13 protein-coding genes are annotated in these 15,021 nt (G+C 63.3%); 7 read left to right on the top strand and 6 right to left on the bottom strand.

The genetic code is table 11. The annotated features are described in order from the left end of the window. Positions 1–22: 22 nt before the first annotated feature. Positions 23–910: a polyprenyl synthetase family protein gene (locus LDZ21_RS14615; protein ID WP_035966048.1), complete on the bottom strand. Its 888-nt coding sequence runs from the start codon at positions 908–910 to the stop codon at positions 23–25. Next, complete coding sequence (locus LDZ21_RS14610) at positions 907–1,239, bottom strand: exodeoxyribonuclease VII small subunit (protein ID WP_035966050.1); 333 nt, start codon at positions 1,237–1,239, stop codon at positions 907–909. The genes LDZ21_RS14615 and LDZ21_RS14610 overlap by 4 nt, the downstream gene beginning before the upstream one ends. 322 nt (positions 1,240–1,561) lie before the next feature. Between LDZ21_RS14610 and LDZ21_RS14605 the strand changes: the two genes are divergently transcribed. Next, positions 1,562–2,668, top strand: coding sequence for a putrescine 2-hydroxylase Put2H (locus tag LDZ21_RS14605; RefSeq protein ID WP_035966052.1), 1,107 nt, complete (start codon positions 1,562–1,564; stop codon positions 2,666–2,668). 97 nt (positions 2,669–2,765) lie between these two features. Beyond that, positions 2,766–3,635, top strand: coding sequence for a sulfurtransferase (locus LDZ21_RS14600; protein WP_244795547.1), 870 nt, complete (start codon positions 2,766–2,768; stop codon positions 3,633–3,635). A 10-nt stretch (positions 3,636–3,645) separates the two neighbouring features. On the opposite strand, the gene LDZ21_RS14595 is transcribed toward LDZ21_RS14600, so the two are convergent. From LDZ21_RS14595 to polA, 3 genes are all read right to left on the bottom strand, one after another. Continuing rightward, on the bottom strand, positions 3,646–4,518 hold the full coding sequence (locus tag LDZ21_RS14595; RefSeq protein ID WP_244795546.1) for a dienelactone hydrolase family protein: 873 nt from the start codon (positions 4,516–4,518) through the stop codon (positions 3,646–3,648). Between the two features lie 222 nt (positions 4,519–4,740). After that, positions 4,741–6,114, bottom strand: a complete 1,374-nt coding sequence (locus LDZ21_RS14590; protein WP_244795545.1) for an NAD(P)/FAD-dependent oxidoreductase — start codon at positions 6,112–6,114, stop codon at positions 4,741–4,743. Positions 6,115–6,252: 138 nt separating this feature from the next. Next, entirely contained in the window at positions 6,253–8,991 is a 2,739-nt protein-coding gene (polA, locus tag LDZ21_RS14585) for a DNA polymerase I (protein WP_244795857.1), read from the bottom strand. A gap of 1 nt (position 8,992) precedes the next feature. On the opposite strand from polA, the gene LDZ21_RS14580 reads away from it, so the two are divergent. Together LDZ21_RS14580 and LDZ21_RS14575 are read left to right on the top strand one after the other, a co-directional pair. Beyond that, on the top strand, positions 8,993–9,742 hold the full coding sequence (locus LDZ21_RS14580; RefSeq protein ID WP_035966057.1) for an LOG family protein: 750 nt from the start codon (positions 8,993–8,995) through the stop codon (positions 9,740–9,742). A gap of 301 nt (positions 9,743–10,043) precedes the next feature. Further along, entirely contained in the window at positions 10,044–10,883 is an 840-nt protein-coding gene (locus tag LDZ21_RS14575; protein WP_244795544.1) for a hypothetical protein, read from the top strand. A gap of 43 nt (positions 10,884–10,926) precedes the next feature. On the opposite strand, the gene LDZ21_RS14570 is transcribed toward LDZ21_RS14575, so the two are convergent. Then, on the bottom strand, positions 10,927–12,453 hold the full coding sequence (locus LDZ21_RS14570; protein WP_244795543.1) for an AMP nucleosidase: 1,527 nt from the start codon (positions 12,451–12,453) through the stop codon (positions 10,927–10,929). 203 nt (positions 12,454–12,656) lie between these two features. Between LDZ21_RS14570 and LDZ21_RS14565 the strand changes: the two genes are divergently transcribed. The 3 genes from LDZ21_RS14565 to LDZ21_RS14555 all read left to right on the top strand — a co-directional run bounded on the left by LDZ21_RS14565 (position 12,657) and on the right by LDZ21_RS14555 (position 14,977). Next, a complete protein-coding gene (locus LDZ21_RS14565; protein ID WP_244795542.1) occupies positions 12,657–13,079 on the top strand; it encodes a hypothetical protein in 423 nt (140 codons plus the stop codon). Positions 13,080–13,168: 89 nt separating this feature from the next. Beyond that, positions 13,169–14,140 carry a homoserine kinase gene (locus LDZ21_RS14560; protein WP_244795541.1) on the top strand — a complete coding sequence of 324 codons (972 nt, stop codon included), beginning with the start codon at positions 13,169–13,171 and terminating at the stop codon, positions 14,138–14,140. A 15-nt stretch (positions 14,141–14,155) separates the two neighbouring features. Then, positions 14,156–14,977 carry a BPSS1780 family membrane protein gene (locus LDZ21_RS14555; RefSeq protein ID WP_244795540.1) on the top strand — a complete coding sequence of 274 codons (822 nt, stop codon included), beginning with the start codon at positions 14,156–14,158 and terminating at the stop codon, positions 14,975–14,977. Positions 14,978–15,021: the final 44 nt, after the last annotated feature.

Below are 15,021 nucleotides of genomic sequence, written 5' to 3'. Positions count from 1 at the left end.
GGGTTCGTCACGCATTCAACGTTCAATGCACCCGGTTCACGACCAGGTCTGCAAGTTCAGCAAGCCGCTGGCCGCGTGGGCCGAACGGCTGGATGGCGGCGTGCGCGTCGCGTCCGAGTTGAGCAGCGAGTTCACGCGATGCGTCGAGTCCGATGATGGACACGTAAGTCGGTTTGTCGTGCTGCGCGTCCTTGCCCGCCGTCTTGCCGAGCGTGGCGGAGTCGGCGGTCACGTCCAGAATGTCGTCGACGACCTGGAACGCGAGGCCGACGGCGGCGGCGTACTGATCGAGCGCGGCGAGCGCCTCGGCGCCCGGCTGCGCGCCCGCGAGCGCGCCCATGCGCACCGATGCGCGCAGCAGCGCGCCTGTTTTCTTGCGATGCATCGTCTCGAGTTCGGGCCGCGACAGCTTGCGGCCGACGCTTTCGAGGTCGATCGCCTGCCCGCCCGCCATGCCGACCGAACCGCTCGCGATGGCCAGTTCGCGCACGAGCGCGGCCTGCTGGCTATCGGACAAGCCGTTGCCCGCGGCGGTCAGCGCGACGAACGCCTGCGATTGCAGCGCATCGCCGACGAGCAGTGCCGTCGCTTCGTCATATTGGATGTGTACCGTGGGCTTGCCGCGGCGCAGGGCGTCGTCGTCCATCGCGGGCATGTCGTCGTGCACCAGTGAATACACGTGGATCATTTCGAGCGCGGCGCTCGCGGCTTCGACCGCGTGCGCGCTCGCGCCGGTCAGTTCGCCGGCCGCGTGCACGAGCAGCGGGCGCACGCGCTTGCCGCCGCCGAGCACGGCGTAGCGCATGGCTTCATGGAGCCGCGCCGGAGCGATGTCGGTTCCGGGAAGATAATGCTCGAGCGCGGTTTCGACGCGGTCGAGCGTGGCGCGCATCCATTGTTCGAAGGTCATAGGTCGTCCCCGTTGTCGGTGGCGGCGCCCGCGCCCTGAGTTGCGCGCTGTACGTCGGCGGGCAGCGGCTTGAGCGTCTCGCCGTCGAGCACGCGAACCTGCTGCTCCACTTTTTCGAGCTGCTGTTGGCAAAAGCCCACAAGCGTCGCGCCGCGACGGTACGCCGCAAGCGATTCTTCGAGGCTCAGCGCGCCCTCTTCCATGCGCGCCACGAGCGATTCGAGCTCGGCCAGCGCGGCTTCGTAATTGTCCGGAAGCAACGCGGCGTCTGCGCCCGGCGTGTTGTCGCCGGTTTGTTCGCCTGTTGCCTGGACTGCGGTCTTCGCCATGAATCGTGGATGTGCAGTTGAAAATTGGAACCAAGTCGCACATTCTACGGCAAAAGCCAAATTTTCGACCCGCACCCGGTACGGATGCCGGACGACACGCGGGACAAGCCCGCTCATCGCCGCCCGTCAGAAATTCAAACGAACAAGAAGCGCGTCGGGCGCGCAATAATCGCGGTTTCGACGGAACTCTTGCGACAATTTATACCCAAATCAAGACCTTATACACCCCGGTGTGGCGGATTTCGGTATAATCGCGGGCTCCCTAAATCGAATCTTCGATGGTTGGGTTGTTCACTGCTTTCACGTCTTAACGGGAGTGGGAATGTCCAATCTGAGCAATGCATTGCAGTTGAAGGCTGTTCATAGCCAGCTGCCAGTCACGGCTTACTTTGACGAAGCGCTTCTTACGCGCGAACTCGACACACTTTTTAAGCAAGGTCCACGCTACGTCGGGCACGAACTCATGGTTCCCGAAGCGGGAAACTATTTCGCGCTTCCCGGCGAGGGCGAAGGGCGCGTGCTCGTCCGCAATCGGCAAAACGACATCGAACTGCTGTCGAACGTATGCCGCCACCGCCAGGCCATCATGCTGAACGGTCGCGGCAGCGCGGACAATATCGTCTGCCCGCTGCACCGCTGGACTTACGATCTCAACGGCCAGTTGCTCGGCGCGCCGCATTTCGCGGACAAGCCCTGCCTGAATCTCGGCGCAACGCCGCTGCAAAACTGGCAAGGCCTGCTCTTCGAGGCGCAGGGCCGCAACGTCGCGGCCGATCTCGCGAAGCTGGGCACCGCGCGTCACTTCGACTTCTCGGGCTTCATGTTCGATCACGTCGAAGTCCACGAGTGCAATTACAACTGGAAGACCTTTATCGAGGTCTATCTGGAGGATTACCACGTCGCGCCGTTCCATCCGGGACTTGGCAGTTTCGTCTCGTGCGACAACCTCGAGTGGGAATTCGGCGACTGGTACAGCGTGCAGACGGTTGGCGTCCACAAGAATCTGGAAAAGCCCGGCAGCCCGATCTATCGCAAGTGGCACGACGAAGTCCTGCGCTTCCGTAACGGCGCACCGCCGGACTTCGGCGCGATCTGGATGGTGTACTACCCCGGTCTGATGATCGAGTGGTATCCGCACGTGCTGGTGGTGTCGTGGCTCATTCCGCACGGCACGCAGAAGACGACGAACATCGTCGAGTTCTATTACCCCGAGGAAATCGCGCTGTTCGAACGCGAGTTCATCGAGGCGGAACGTGCGGCGTACATGGAAACCGCGCGCGAGGACGATGAAATCGCCGAGCGCATGGATGCGGGCCGGCGCGCGCTGATGTCGCGCGGCGAAAATCAGGTCGGGCCGTATCAAAGCCCGATGGAATCGGGCATGCAGCACTTCCACGAGTTCCTGCGCCATCAGCTCGGCGCCATCTGAGCGCAGTTTGCAATGCGAAAAGACGGGCTTTCGAGCCCGTTTTTTCTTTTAGACTTATGGCTATTCCCGCATTGCAAGCGCTGCCTCAGGAGCCGTCATGCCGCACACTCACTACACCACGCTCATATCCGCGACGAACCTCGCCGGGCAGCTCGACACGGCGCCGGGCAGCGTCGTCGTCTTCGATTGCCGGTTCGATCTGGCCGCGCTCGAAGCCGGAGAAGCCGCCTATGCCGCGGGGCACATTCCCGGCGCGCATTATCTGCATCTCGACCGCGACCTGTCTGGCGCGAAGACCGGTACGAACGGCCGCCATCCGTTGCCCGACCGTGCGGCGCTCGTCGCGAAGCTCGCCAGTTTCGGGTTGAACGAAGGCCAGCAGGTCGTCGCTTATGACGCTCAGGGCGGCATGTACGCGGCGCGTCTGTGGTGGCTGCTGCGCTGGCTCGGCCATGACTCCGTCGCGCTGATCGATGGCGGCCTGCAAGCGTGGGAAGCGGCCGGCAAGCCTCTCGACACCGCCGTGCCGCCGACATCGCAAGGCAGCTTCAAGGCCGCCGCGCCGCTCCAGGTGACGATTGATGCGCAGGCGATCGAGCGCAGCATCGGCACACGCGATCATCTGCTGATCGATGCACGCGCGGCGGACCGGTATCGCGGCGAGAACGAAACGATCGATCCCGTCGGCGGCCACATTCCCGGCGCGCTGAATCACTTCTTCAAGAACAATTTGACGCCGGAAGGCCGCTTCAAGACCGCGCACGAACTGCGCGAAGCGTTCGCATCGCTGATCGGCCCGACGCCGGTGGATCGCGTGGTCCTGCAATGCGGGTCGGGCGTCACCGCATGCCACAACGCGCTGGCGATGGAAGTCGCCGGCCTGCATGGCGCGGCGCTTTATCCCGGCTCGTGGAGCGAATGGAGCGCCGATCCGGGCCGCCCCGTCGCGACCGGCGCGAACCCCTAAGCCGTCGTTTTCAGACGCCGTGCTCGCGGAACCACGCGAGCGCGCGCTTCCAGCCGTCCTCGGCGTCGGCCTTGCGATAGCTCGGACGATAATCGGCGAAGAAGGCATGCGGCGCATCGTCATACACGACGAATTGCGAACCGCGCGCTTTCTGCGGCCCGTTCGCGATGGCCCGCTTCATCTGCTCGATGGTGTCCTGCGGGATGCTCTGATCCTGCCGCCCGTACAGTCCGAGCACGGGCGCCTTCAGCTCGCCGACGTTGTCGATCGGATTGCTCGGCGTCGTCGCCGTCTTGTTGCCGACGAGCCGCCCGTACCACGCGACCGCCGCCTTCACGTTCGGATTGTGCTCGGCGTAGAGCCACGTGATGCGCCCGCCCCAGCAGAAGCCGGTAATGCCCAGACGCTTCGTATCGCCGCCATGTTCGCCCGCCCACTTGACGGTCTCGTCGATGTCCGACAGCACTTGCGCGTCCGGCAGCTTCGAGACGATCTGATCGTTGATCTGCTGGATCGACGGCATCGACGCCGCATCGCCCTGGCGCGTGAAAAGCTGCGGCGCGATGGCGAGATAGCCGAGCTTGGCGAAGCGGCGGCAGATATCGGCGATATGCTCGTGCACGCCAAAAATCTCGTGAATGACGATGATCACCGGCAGATGCGTCTTGCCCTTCAGCTGCGCCCGATACGCCGGCACCAGCGTGCCGTCCGCGCCGCGCACGGCGATGGAACCGGCCTCGAGACCGTCGCTATCGGTATGAATGGTTTGTGCGGAGACCGGCAGCACGGCAGCCGCGAAGCCGCTGCCCAGTGCGGCCTTGATGAAGCCGCGGCGATCGAACGGAACGTGGGGGATGAGGCTGTCGACTTCGGGGGTCAGCATACGAAGCTCCTGCGGCAAGAGCCGCCAAGGCGCCGCCGATGCGGGCGTCGGCTGTATGGGGCCGCGTACCGTCGATGGCGCTGAACCGGAAACCGCGCTTCTCGTTGAACATCATGCAGCGCGGCGCTGGACGACTGTCACGGGCGAAGGCCGCATGCCCGGGCGCGCCGGACAGCGGCGCGCCGCTCATTCTAAACAGCTTTGCCGTGCGGATGCGCGCCGTCAGTGCAGCTTGACGCGCGGCGCGGTGGACCGGCGCAGCCAGTGCGCGACGGTATCGAGCATCATGCGCGCGTAGCCATGCAGCGCCGCGATATGCAACCGGTACAGCGACATATACATGAAGCGCGCGAAGAGCCCTTCGATCAGCATGTTGCCGCCGATCAGCCCGCCCATCAGATTGCCGACCGCGCTATAACGCCCGAGCGACACGAGCGAGCCGAAATCGCGATACGTATATTCCGGCAGCGGCTTGCCCTGCATGCGGCGCTCGAACGCCGCGAACAGAAAGCTCGCCTGCTGATGCGCCGCCTGCGCGCGCGGCGGCACGTTGCGCTCCGTGCCGGGCCAAGGGCACGCGGCGCAATCGCCGAGGGCGAAGACGTTATCGTCGATTTCCGTTTGCAGCGTGCGGCGCACGATCAACTGGCCGAGCCGATTGGTGGGCAAGCCGTCGAGTTGCGACAGCACAGCGGGCGCCTTGATGCCCGCCGCCCACACGGTCAGGTCCGCGCGGATGATTTTGCCGCTCGCCGTGCGGATTGAATCCCGCGTGACCTGGGCGACGGTCTCGCCGGTCATCAAACGGACGCCGAGCTTGGTGAGCAGTTCCGCCGTGGCGCTCGACACGCTCTCTTTGAGCGCCGGCAAAATGCGCGGCCCCGCTTCGATCAGCACGATGCCGATGTCGTGCTTCGGATCGAGCTTGTGCAGCCCGTAAGCGGCCAGCACTTGCGCGGTGTTGCGCAGTTCCGCCGACAATTCGACGCCCGTCGCGCCCGCACCGACGATCGCCACCTGAATACGCGGCGCGGCTTCCACGGCCGGCAGCGGCGCGCTTTCCTCGATACCCGCCGCAACCGGCTCGGGCACGACGTGCTCGGCGCGCATGCACGCCGCGATCAGCCGCTTCCGAAACAGCTCCGCCTGGCCGACGGTATCGAGCGCAATCGAAAACTCCTGCGCACCTTCGACGCCGAAAAAATGCGTGGTGCTGCCGATGGCGAGCACGAGCGTGTCGTATTCCAGTTCGCGCTCGGGCAGCAGTTCGCCCGCCTCGTCGTCGCGCAACGCACCGATCCTGATGCGCTTCTGCGCGCGATCCAGCCCGGTCAGTTCGCCCTGCTGAAACTCGAAGCCGTGCCATAGCGCCTGCGCGGCGTATTCGAGTTCCTGCGTGAAGGGGTCCATGCTGCCTGCCGCGACTTCATGCAGCAGCGGCTTCCAGATATGCGTCGGATTGCGGTCGACGAGCGTGATCTGCGCACGCGGCGCTTTGGTGTCCGGCTTGCCGGCGCTCGACCCGAAGCGGTCGCCGAGACGCGTCGCGAGTTCGAGACCGCCGGCTCCGCCGCCGACGATGATGAAGCGATGCATGGAGCTTCTCCCTATGGCGTTGGAATCGAGTGCGCGCGTACGCGCTGCGTGTTGGCGCTTCGCTTCATTGTGCGCGAGCCAGCGTTGCATCGACAAGCGCCGCCGTCGCATGCCGGACATGCGCGCGGCGCCGAACCCTCAGTGCGCCTCTTCCCAGTTGTTGCCGACGCCCACTTCCGCGACGAGCGGCACCTTCAGTTCAGCGACGCCGCACATGAGTTCGGGCAGACGCTTCCTCACGTCCGGCAGTTCTTCTTCCGGCACTTCGAGGACGAGTTCGTCGTGAACCTGCATGATCATCTTCGTGCGCATGCCCGTGCTTTCGAGCCAGTCCTGCACCGCGATCATCGACATCTTGATGAGGTCGGCGGCGGTGCCCTGCATCGGCGCATTGATGGCCGCGCGTTCAGCGGCCTGACGGCGCGGGCCGCTGCCGCCGTTGATCTCGGGCAGCCACAGACGCCGCCCGAACACGGTCTCGACGAAGCCGTTCATTTTGGCGGTCGTGCGTGTCGTGTCCATGTAAGCGGCGACGCCCGGGTATCGCGCGAAATAGCGGTCGATATACAGCTTGGCCGCATCGCGCGTAATGCCGAGATTCGATGACAGTCCGAACGAGCTCATGCCGTAAATAAGGCCGAAATTGATGACCTTCGCGATGCGCCGCTGATCGTTGTCGACTTCGAGCGGCGTCACGCTGAACACTTCGGAAGCTGTCGCGCGATGCACGTCCTCGCCTTGTCTGAAGGCGCGCATTAGCGATTCATCGCCGGAGATATGCGCCATGATGCGCAACTCGATTTGCGAGTAATCGGCAGAGACGATCTTGCAGCCCGGCGGTGCGATGAACGCCTCGCGAATGCGCCGCCCTTCGCCGGTCCGGACAGGAATGTTTTGCAGATTCGGCTCGTTCGACGACAGCCGCCCCGTCACCGCGACGGCCTGCGCATAGTTCGTGTGCACGCGTCCCGTCGATGCGTTGACCATGCGCGGCAGCTTGTCCGTATAGGTGGATTTCAGCTTCGACAGCGCGCGATGTTCGAGCAGCACCTTCGGCAGCGGATAGTCTTCGGCGAGCTTTTGGAGCACCTCTTCGTCGGTGGAAGGCGCGCCGCTCGGCGTCTTCTTCACGACGGGCAACTCCAGCTTTTCGAAGAAGATCTGCCCGATCTGCTTGGGCGATCCGAGATTGAATTCGCCGCCCGCGAGTTCGTACGCCTGCGCCTGCAATTCGATGAGCCGCTTGGCGATCTCGTTGCTTTGCGCATCCAGCTTCTCGCGGTCGATCAGCACGCCATTGCGTTCGATCTTGCGCAGCACGCGCGATGTCGGCATTTCGATGTCGCGATATACGCTCAACAAGCCCTCTTCTTCGGCGACCTGAGGATACAGCGCCTGATGCAGACGCAAGGTGACGTCCGCGTCTTCGGCGGCGTATTCGGCGGCCTTGTCGAGCGCCACTTCGTCGAAGCCGATCTGCGATGCGCCCTTGCCCGCGACGTCCTCATACTTGATGGTCTTCACGCCGAGATGCCGCAGCGCGAGGTTGTCCATGTCATGTGGACGATGCGATTCCAGCACGTACGATTGCAGCAGCGTGTCATGCTCGACGCCACGCAAGTCGATGCCGTAATTCGCAAGCACCTGTTCGTCGTACTTCAGATGCTGTCCGACCTTCTTCTTCGATGCATCCTCGAGCCAGGGCTTGAGCTTGGCGAGCACTTCATCGCGCGGCAGTTGCACGGGCGCATCCGGCCCGCGATGCGCGACCGGAATGTACGCGGCATGCCCCGCTTCGACCGCCACCGAAATGCCGACGATCTGCGCGACCATCGGATCGAGCGACGTGGTTTCGGTGTCGAACGATGTGATCTCCGCGCCCTCGATGCGCGCGAGCCACGCATCGAACTGTTCCCACGTCTGCACGGTCTCGTAGTGATGAACGATCTCGGTGACTTCGGCGGGCGGCGTGTCGGTCGGGCCTTCCACTGCATCCGCGATTTCGATCTCGCGCAGCCAGGTCTTGAAGCCGTGACGGAGGAAGACATCGCGCAGTTCGTCGCGCGCTTCGGGACGGCTCGGCAGCGTCTCTTCGATCGACGCAATTTGCGAAGCGAGGTCGCATTCCGTGTGCACGGTGACGAGCTTTCTGGCCATCGGCAGGAAGTCGAGAGCCTTGCGCAGATTGTCTCCTACCGCACCTTTGATCTCACTGGCGTGTGCGACGATGCCATCGAGCGTTTCGTATGCCGTGAGCCATTTGAGCGCAGTCTTGGGGCCGCACTTTTCGACGCCGGGCACGTTGTCGACGGTATCGCCGATGAGCGACAGATAGTCGACGATGCGCTCCGGAGGCACGCCGAACTTGTTCACGACGCCCGCGCGATCGAGCGTTTCGTTGGTCATCGTATTGATGAGGGTGACATGATCCGTCACGAGTTGAGCCAGATCCTTGTCGCCCGTCGACACGATCACTTTCATGCCGCGCTTCTCGGCCTGAACGGCGAGCGTGCCGATGACGTCGTCGGCTTCGACGCCTTCGATCATGACGAGCGGCCAGCCGAGCGCGCGCACCGCGACGTGGATGGGCTCGATCTGCTTGCCGAGGTCGTCGGGCATGGAAGGACGGTTGGCCTTGTAGTCGGCGTACCAGTCGTCGCGGAAGGTCTTGCCCTTTGCATCGAAGACGCACGCGCTATACTCTGCATTGATTTCGCGCCTCAGGCGCCGCAGCATGTTCACCATTCCATACAGTGCGCCGGTGGGACCGCCGTCGGGACCACGCAGGTCTGGCATCGCGTGGTAAGCCCGGTACAAGTAGCTAGAACCGTCGACCAATAGCAGGGTCTTACCTTCAAGACTGAGTTCTTCAGGCATTATGAACAAGAGAAAAGTGATTCCGAGTCTGCGATCGCTCGCAGATCAAGAGCGCGCGACGGCCAAGAAGGCTCGCGCGTCGTGGCAGATGTTCACGATTATGGCAGAGTTTATCGAGGCGACCGAGTACCTCTCGGAGATCCGCCCTGCCATCAGTATCTATGGTTCGGCGCGTTTGAAACCGGAGTCGCCGTACTATCAGCGCACGATCGAAATCGCTCAAAAGTTCTCCGATGCGGGCTTCGCGGTCATCTCCGGCGGCGGCCCCGGCATCATGGAAGCGGCCAACAAGGGCGCGCATGCGGGCAAGTCGCCGTCGGTTGGCCTGAACATCGAATTGCCACACGAGCAGTCGGGCAATCAGTGGCAGGACATCTCGCTGCGCTTCCGTCACTTCTTCACGCGCAAGGTCACGTTCGTCAAGAACTCGGATGCGGTCGTCGTGATGCCCGGCGGTTTCGGCACGCTCGATGAACTAGCCGAAGTGCTTACGCTGATTCAGACGAAGAAGTCGCGTCATGTGCCGATCGTGCTGGTCGGAGCGGAGTTCTGGGCGGGGCTTCTGGACTGGTTCAAGAACACGCTGCTTACCAATGGCGTGATCAGCGAGAAAGATCTGGATCTGATGCAGGTCATCGACGAACCCGATCAGGTGCTGGATGCGGTGCTGCGGTTCTATGAAGATCGCGAGGAAGCGGTCGAGGCGCCGGCTGAAGGCAAGTCCGACGAGGATCGGATGTTTTATCTGTGAGGCTGTAGACTCACTTCGGGAAGGACCGTGCCGTCCTTCCCTTCCCCGCCCTCATCTCTCCCGGCAGAACCTTGCCGCGGCTTGACAGTTTTCCATAAAGCCTAGTGGTCCGAACGGTATGCTCTCGCGCGCGCCGGCTGCTTAAGCCCGCGCGCCGGCGCCGCATCGGATGCGGATACGGGAGCGCACGCGCTGCAGTCCCGCGTCCATCCCACCGCTCCCATCGATAATCCCGGTTCTTCGAGATGGCGCCTGATTGAAGAGCCGCCGTCATTGCCCGAGTGGCAAGCCTGGATCAAGCATGAACAAAGCGTTGAATCGAACACTACGTGTGGCCGTCGCGGCGGCAATCGCCGTCTCGCTGCTCGCCAGTTGCGAGAAGGGAACGAGTCCGCTGGCTAACTCGTCGTCCAACCCTGCGCAAGACCAGAAGGTCACTCTCCTAAAAGATATTTCGGGAGTCTGGAACTCGACGGCGGGGCTTACAACGATCCAATACGCCGACAGCCGCCTGCAGATCGTCCAGGGCGACACGCCTTTGGCGGTCACGCTGGGTGACGTCGACCCCGACGCGGAAACGGTGAACGTCAACACCGTGGTCGACCGCAAGGAAGAGATCCTCACGCTTCGCAAAAAGTGGAACGCGGACCACACGGCCTACAATCTGACGATGACAGGCGGCGACGGCCAGCAAGCTACGCTCGGCTTTGTCCGCCGCATCAGCAACGACGATCTGAACCGAATCAGCAGGCTGAGCGTCGCGCGCGCGCCGGCCGCGCCGCCAAGTCAACCCGTCCAGGCGGCGCCCGTCGCCGCGGCTTCGAACGACCGCGGCGTCATCGATATGTGGCTCGGTGGCATCGACATGAATCTGCGTTCTTGTCCGGGCTCGACGTGCGCGGCGCTTATGATCGTTCCGAAGGATTCGAAGCTGAGCGCCGATACATCGACGATTCGCAACGTCACCGAAGCATCCGGTACGAACACGCCGTGGGTTCGCGTCACCTATGAAGGCGCATACTGCACGCCGGCAGAACTGGATCAACAGACCGGCTGCACGCCTTCGCATGGCACCGAAGCGCCGGTGACGGGATGGATGAACTACACGCGGCTGCTCACCGCGCCGCGTCTGCAGGAATAAGAAGCTCGAGGCCGCCAGCCGCGCGGCCTTGCCTGCCCCGCTTCTACTGAAACGCCACCTCCGCAAAGCTCCGCAACTTCCGCGAGTGCAGTTTCGACAACCCGTTCATCCGCAGCAGTTCCATCGCCTTTACGCCGATCTGCAAGTGCTGGTCGACCTGCGCACGATAGAACTGATCCGCCATCCCCGGCAGCTTGAGTTCGCCATGCAGCGGCTTATCCGACACGCATAACAACGTGCCGTACGGCACGCGGAAGCGGAAGCCGTTCGCGGCAATCGTCGCGCTTTCCATATCGAGCGCAATCGCGCGGCTTTGCGACAACCGCTGCACCGGCTCGCGATGCTCGCGCAACTCCCAGTTGCGGTTATCGACGCTCGCGACCGTGCCCGTGCGCATCACGCGCTTCAGTTCCACGCCTTCCAGCTGCGTGACCTGCGCCACCGCTTTCTCCAGCGCCACCTGCACTTCCGCGAGCGCCGGGATCGGCACCCAGAGCGGCAAGTCCGCATCGAGCACATGATCCTCGCGCACATAGCCGTGCGCGAGCACGTAGTCGCCGAGCCGCTGCGTGTTGCGCAGGCCCGCGCAGTGACCGAGCATGATCCACGCATGCGGACGCAGCACCGCGATGTGATCCGTGATCGTCTTCGCGTTCGACGGCCCCACGCCGATGTTCACCATCGTGATGCCGCTGCCGTCCGCGCGCTTCAGGTGATACGCCGGCATCTGCGGCAGGCGCGCCAGCGGAGCGCCCTCCTCGGGCTGCGCGTCGAGGTTCGCGTTGTGGGTGACGACATCGCCCGGCTCGACGAACGACGAATACTCGCCGCGATACGCCCGCGTCTCTTCATCGTCGGCGCGCGACATCATCGTGCGGCCGAGCTTCACGAACTCGTCGATATAGAACTGGTAGTTCGTGTACAGCACGTAGTTCTGGAAATGCGTCGGGGAAGTCGCCGTGTAATGGCGCAGCCGGTGCAGCGAGAAATCCACGCGCGCCGCCGTGAATAACGCAAGCGGATGCGGCTCGCCCGCCGCCGGCTCGTACGTGCCGTTGACGATGCGATCATCGAGCAATGCGAGATCGGGCGTATCGAAGACATTGCGCATCGCGAGCAGGCGATCACGGTCGAGATCGCCCTCGAGATGAATGCCCTCGGCGAATGCGAAGTGAATCGGAATAGGCTGCGCCGACACGCCCACTTCGATGCCCACGTGATGATTCTTCGCGAGCAGCCGCAATTGCTCGCGATAGTAATCGCCGAAGAGATCGGGGCGCGTGAGCGTCGTCTCGAAGATGCCCGGCCCGGCGACGAAGCCGTACGAGCGCCGCGAATCGATCTGGGAGTTCAGCTCGGTCCGCACGCGCACGAACGGATAGCACGCGCGCACGCGATGCGTGAACTGCTCGTTGCGCCGATACCGCGCGAAGGCATCGCGCAAAAAGGCGGTATTCGCTTCGTAGATCGCGGACAGGCGCGTGACGGCGGCGGCCGGATCGTCGAAGGATTCGGTCGGGAAGTCGTTCGCAGGCGTGCCCTGAGTGCTCTGAGTGCGGTCGTTTGTCATGGTCTTGTGCGTGTCTTTGTGCCCTCGTGATAAATCACATTAACACGGAAGAAAGTGAGAACCATGAAGCCCCTCATCGCGTGGGTGCCTCCGTATGCATCTTTTTTTGCGCAATGCCGCCAGCCGCAAAAGCGGCGCAGAATAAGGCAATGCTTCGCTTGCGTTAGGGTTTGCTAGAATCCGCCATCGCCTGGAGAACTCCCATGAAGCCCCTTCTTTCTGCCGCCGCGGCAGTCCTCGCCGCCGCAAGCGTTGGCGTTTTCGCGCAACCCGTGGCCAACGCCACACAATCGGCAGCGGACCCGGCAGCACAACCGGCCAAGCAACAAGCCATGTCGCCGGAAGAAGCCGCAGGCCTTCCGGATCTCAAGGCCATCAACCGCCCGCCCGCCAACGTCAGCTCGAAGGTGGAAATTTCGCCGCCGCGCAAGCCGAGCTTCCATGAACTCAGCTCGAACGGCACGGAAATCACCGAGTATCGCGACAAGGGCAAGCCCGTCGAAATTAACGTGCAGTCGAATTTCGGCACGCGTTATCAGATGAGCGCGCCTGCGGATACGTCGCCGCAAGTGCGCGACAACGGCAAGGCGAGCACGCGCCTGCCATCCGTCAATCTGCGTTATTGACGCCAGTAAGATAGTCCCAAGCCCGCTCGTCAGCAGCGGGCTCCTTCATTCGGCCCGCTCGGGCCATCCACCAGACCGACGTATTCTGCATGGCCGTATTCACCCCCGTCACTGACGCCGAACTCGGCGACTGGCTGCAACTCTACGATCTCGGCGATGTCGTCGAATTTCGCGGCATTCACTCGGGCATCGAGAACAGCAATTTCTTTCTCACGACGACGCACGGCCAGTACGTGCTGACGATCTTCGAAAAACTCACCGCGACGCAGCTGCCGTTCTATCTCGATCTGATGCGGCATCTCGCGTCGCATCGCGTGCCGGTGCCCGATCCGATGCCGCGCCGCGACGGTTCGCTCTTCGGCATGCTGAAGGGGAAGCCGGCGGCCATCGTCACGAAGCTCGAAGGCGCGCCGGAACTGGCGCCGACGCCCGCGCACTGCATCGAAGTCGGGCAGATGCTCGCGCGCATGCATCTCGCGGGCCGTGACTTCGCGCGGCATCAGCCGAACCTGCGCAGCCTGTCGTGGTGGCAGGAGAACGTGCCGGCCATCGCCAGTTTTCTGAGCGACAGCCAGCGCGAACTCATCGAAACCGAACTCGCGCATCAGGCGGCGTTCTTCGCCTCGGCCGATTACGCCACGCTGCCCGAAGGCCCATGCCATTGCGATCTCTTCCGCGACAACGTCCTGTTCGCGCACGGCCGCGAGCACGCGCGCCTCGGCGGCTTCTTCGATTTCTACTTCGCTGGCGTCGACAAGTGGCTCTTCGATGTCGCCGTCACCGTGAACGACTGGTGCATCGACGTGGAAACGGGCGCGCTCGATCCTGCTCGCGTCGATGCCCTGCTGCGCGCGTATCAGACCGTGCGTCCGTTCACGCCGGCCGAAGACCGTCACTGGAACGACATGCTGCGCGCCGGCGCAATGCGCTTCTGGGTCTCGCGGCTGTACGACTTCCATCGCCCGCGCGAGGCGGAGTTGCTAAAACCGCACGATCCCGGTCATTTCGAACGCATTCTGCGCGAGCGAATCCATGCTGCTTCTTCTCACGCCCAACGGTAACCCGGCAACTCATCCATGCGACTGATCGAAGTTCCCGCCAAAACCGGCTACGTATGGTTCCGCCAGGGCATCTGGCTGTTCCGCCGCAACCCGTTCGCGTTCCTCACGCTCTTCTTCGCGTATCTGTTCGTGATGACGCTGATCTCGCGCGTGCCGCTCATCGGCCCGTTGCTGCCGTTGCTGTTCATTCCGGGCATCGCGGTGGGTTTCATGTCGGCATGCCGCAATACCATCGCGGGCAAGCCGGTGTGGCCGACCATTCTCGTCGATGGCTTTCGCTCCTACGGCAATGCGGTCGCGCGCCGGCTGCTGGTGCTCGGGGTGCTGTATATCATCGCGATGGGCGTCATCTTCGGCGTCTCGGCGCTCGTCGATGGCGGCACGCTGCTCAACCTGATGATGGGCAACGGCCCTTCCGGCGATCCCGAGACCGTCGCTGCAAGCTTCAATCCGCTGGCCGTGCTGGTCGCGATGGCGTGTTATCTGCCCATCGCGATGCTCTTCTGGTTCGCGCCGATCCTCATCGCGTGGCACGAGGTGCCGACGGCGAAGGCGCTGTTCTTCAGCCTCGTTTCGTGCTGGCGCAATCGCGGCGCCTTCGTTCTATACGGCGTGTTGTGGATCGCGGTTGCGCTGGCAGTGTCGTTCGGGCTGACGGCGCTCATGCAGGCGATCGGCGTCGGCCAGGAAATGGCGTTCGCGGTGCTGATGCCGGCATCCATCCTCGTCACGACGGCGCTTTATTGTTCCTTCTACGCGACGTATCGCGGATGCTTCGGCGTTCAGTCGCCCGATACGCCCGACCTGCCGAATGCGTCGGATGTGTCCGGCGCGTAAGCTGAAACGCTCGCGCAAATGAAAAATGCCGGCTTTGACAGCCG

Source organism: Caballeronia grimmiae, assembly GCF_022879615.1.
Lineage (GTDB): Bacteria > Pseudomonadota > Gammaproteobacteria > Burkholderiales > Burkholderiaceae > Caballeronia > Caballeronia grimmiae.
The sequence above is the reverse complement of the archived record's forward strand: the minus strand, read 5'-3'. Positions and strand labels throughout refer to the sequence as shown.

Coding starts and splice junctions, on each gene's coding strand:
- LDZ21_RS14615 (WP_035966048.1), bottom strand. CDS start 910: ATGACCTTCGAACAATGGATGCGCGCCACGCTCGACCGCGTCGAAACC.
- LDZ21_RS14610 (WP_035966050.1), bottom strand. CDS start 1,239: ATGGCGAAGACCGCAGTCCAGGCAACAGGCGAACAAACCGGCGACAAC.
- LDZ21_RS14605 (WP_035966052.1), top strand. CDS start 1,562: ATGTCCAATCTGAGCAATGCATTGCAGTTGAAGGCTGTTCATAGCCAG.
- LDZ21_RS14600 (WP_244795547.1), top strand. CDS start 2,766: ATGCCGCACACTCACTACACCACGCTCATATCCGCGACGAACCTCGCC.
- LDZ21_RS14595 (WP_244795546.1), bottom strand. CDS start 4,518: ATGCTGACCCCCGAAGTCGACAGCCTCATCCCCCACGTTCCGTTCGAT.
- LDZ21_RS14590 (WP_244795545.1), bottom strand. CDS start 6,114: ATGCATCGCTTCATCATCGTCGGCGGCGGAGCCGGCGGTCTCGAACTC.
- polA (WP_244795857.1), bottom strand. CDS start 8,991: ATGCCTGAAGAACTCAGTCTTGAAGGTAAGACCCTGCTATTGGTCGAC.
- LDZ21_RS14580 (WP_035966057.1), top strand. CDS start 8,993: ATGAACAAGAGAAAAGTGATTCCGAGTCTGCGATCGCTCGCAGATCAA.
- LDZ21_RS14575 (WP_244795544.1), top strand. CDS start 10,044: ATGAACAAAGCGTTGAATCGAACACTACGTGTGGCCGTCGCGGCGGCA.
- LDZ21_RS14570 (WP_244795543.1), bottom strand. CDS start 12,453: ATGACAAACGACCGCACTCAGAGCACTCAGGGCACGCCTGCGAACGAC.
- LDZ21_RS14565 (WP_244795542.1), top strand. CDS start 12,657: ATGAAGCCCCTTCTTTCTGCCGCCGCGGCAGTCCTCGCCGCCGCAAGC.
- LDZ21_RS14560 (WP_244795541.1), top strand. CDS start 13,169: ATGGCCGTATTCACCCCCGTCACTGACGCCGAACTCGGCGACTGGCTG.
- LDZ21_RS14555 (WP_244795540.1), top strand. CDS start 14,156: ATGCGACTGATCGAAGTTCCCGCCAAAACCGGCTACGTATGGTTCCGC.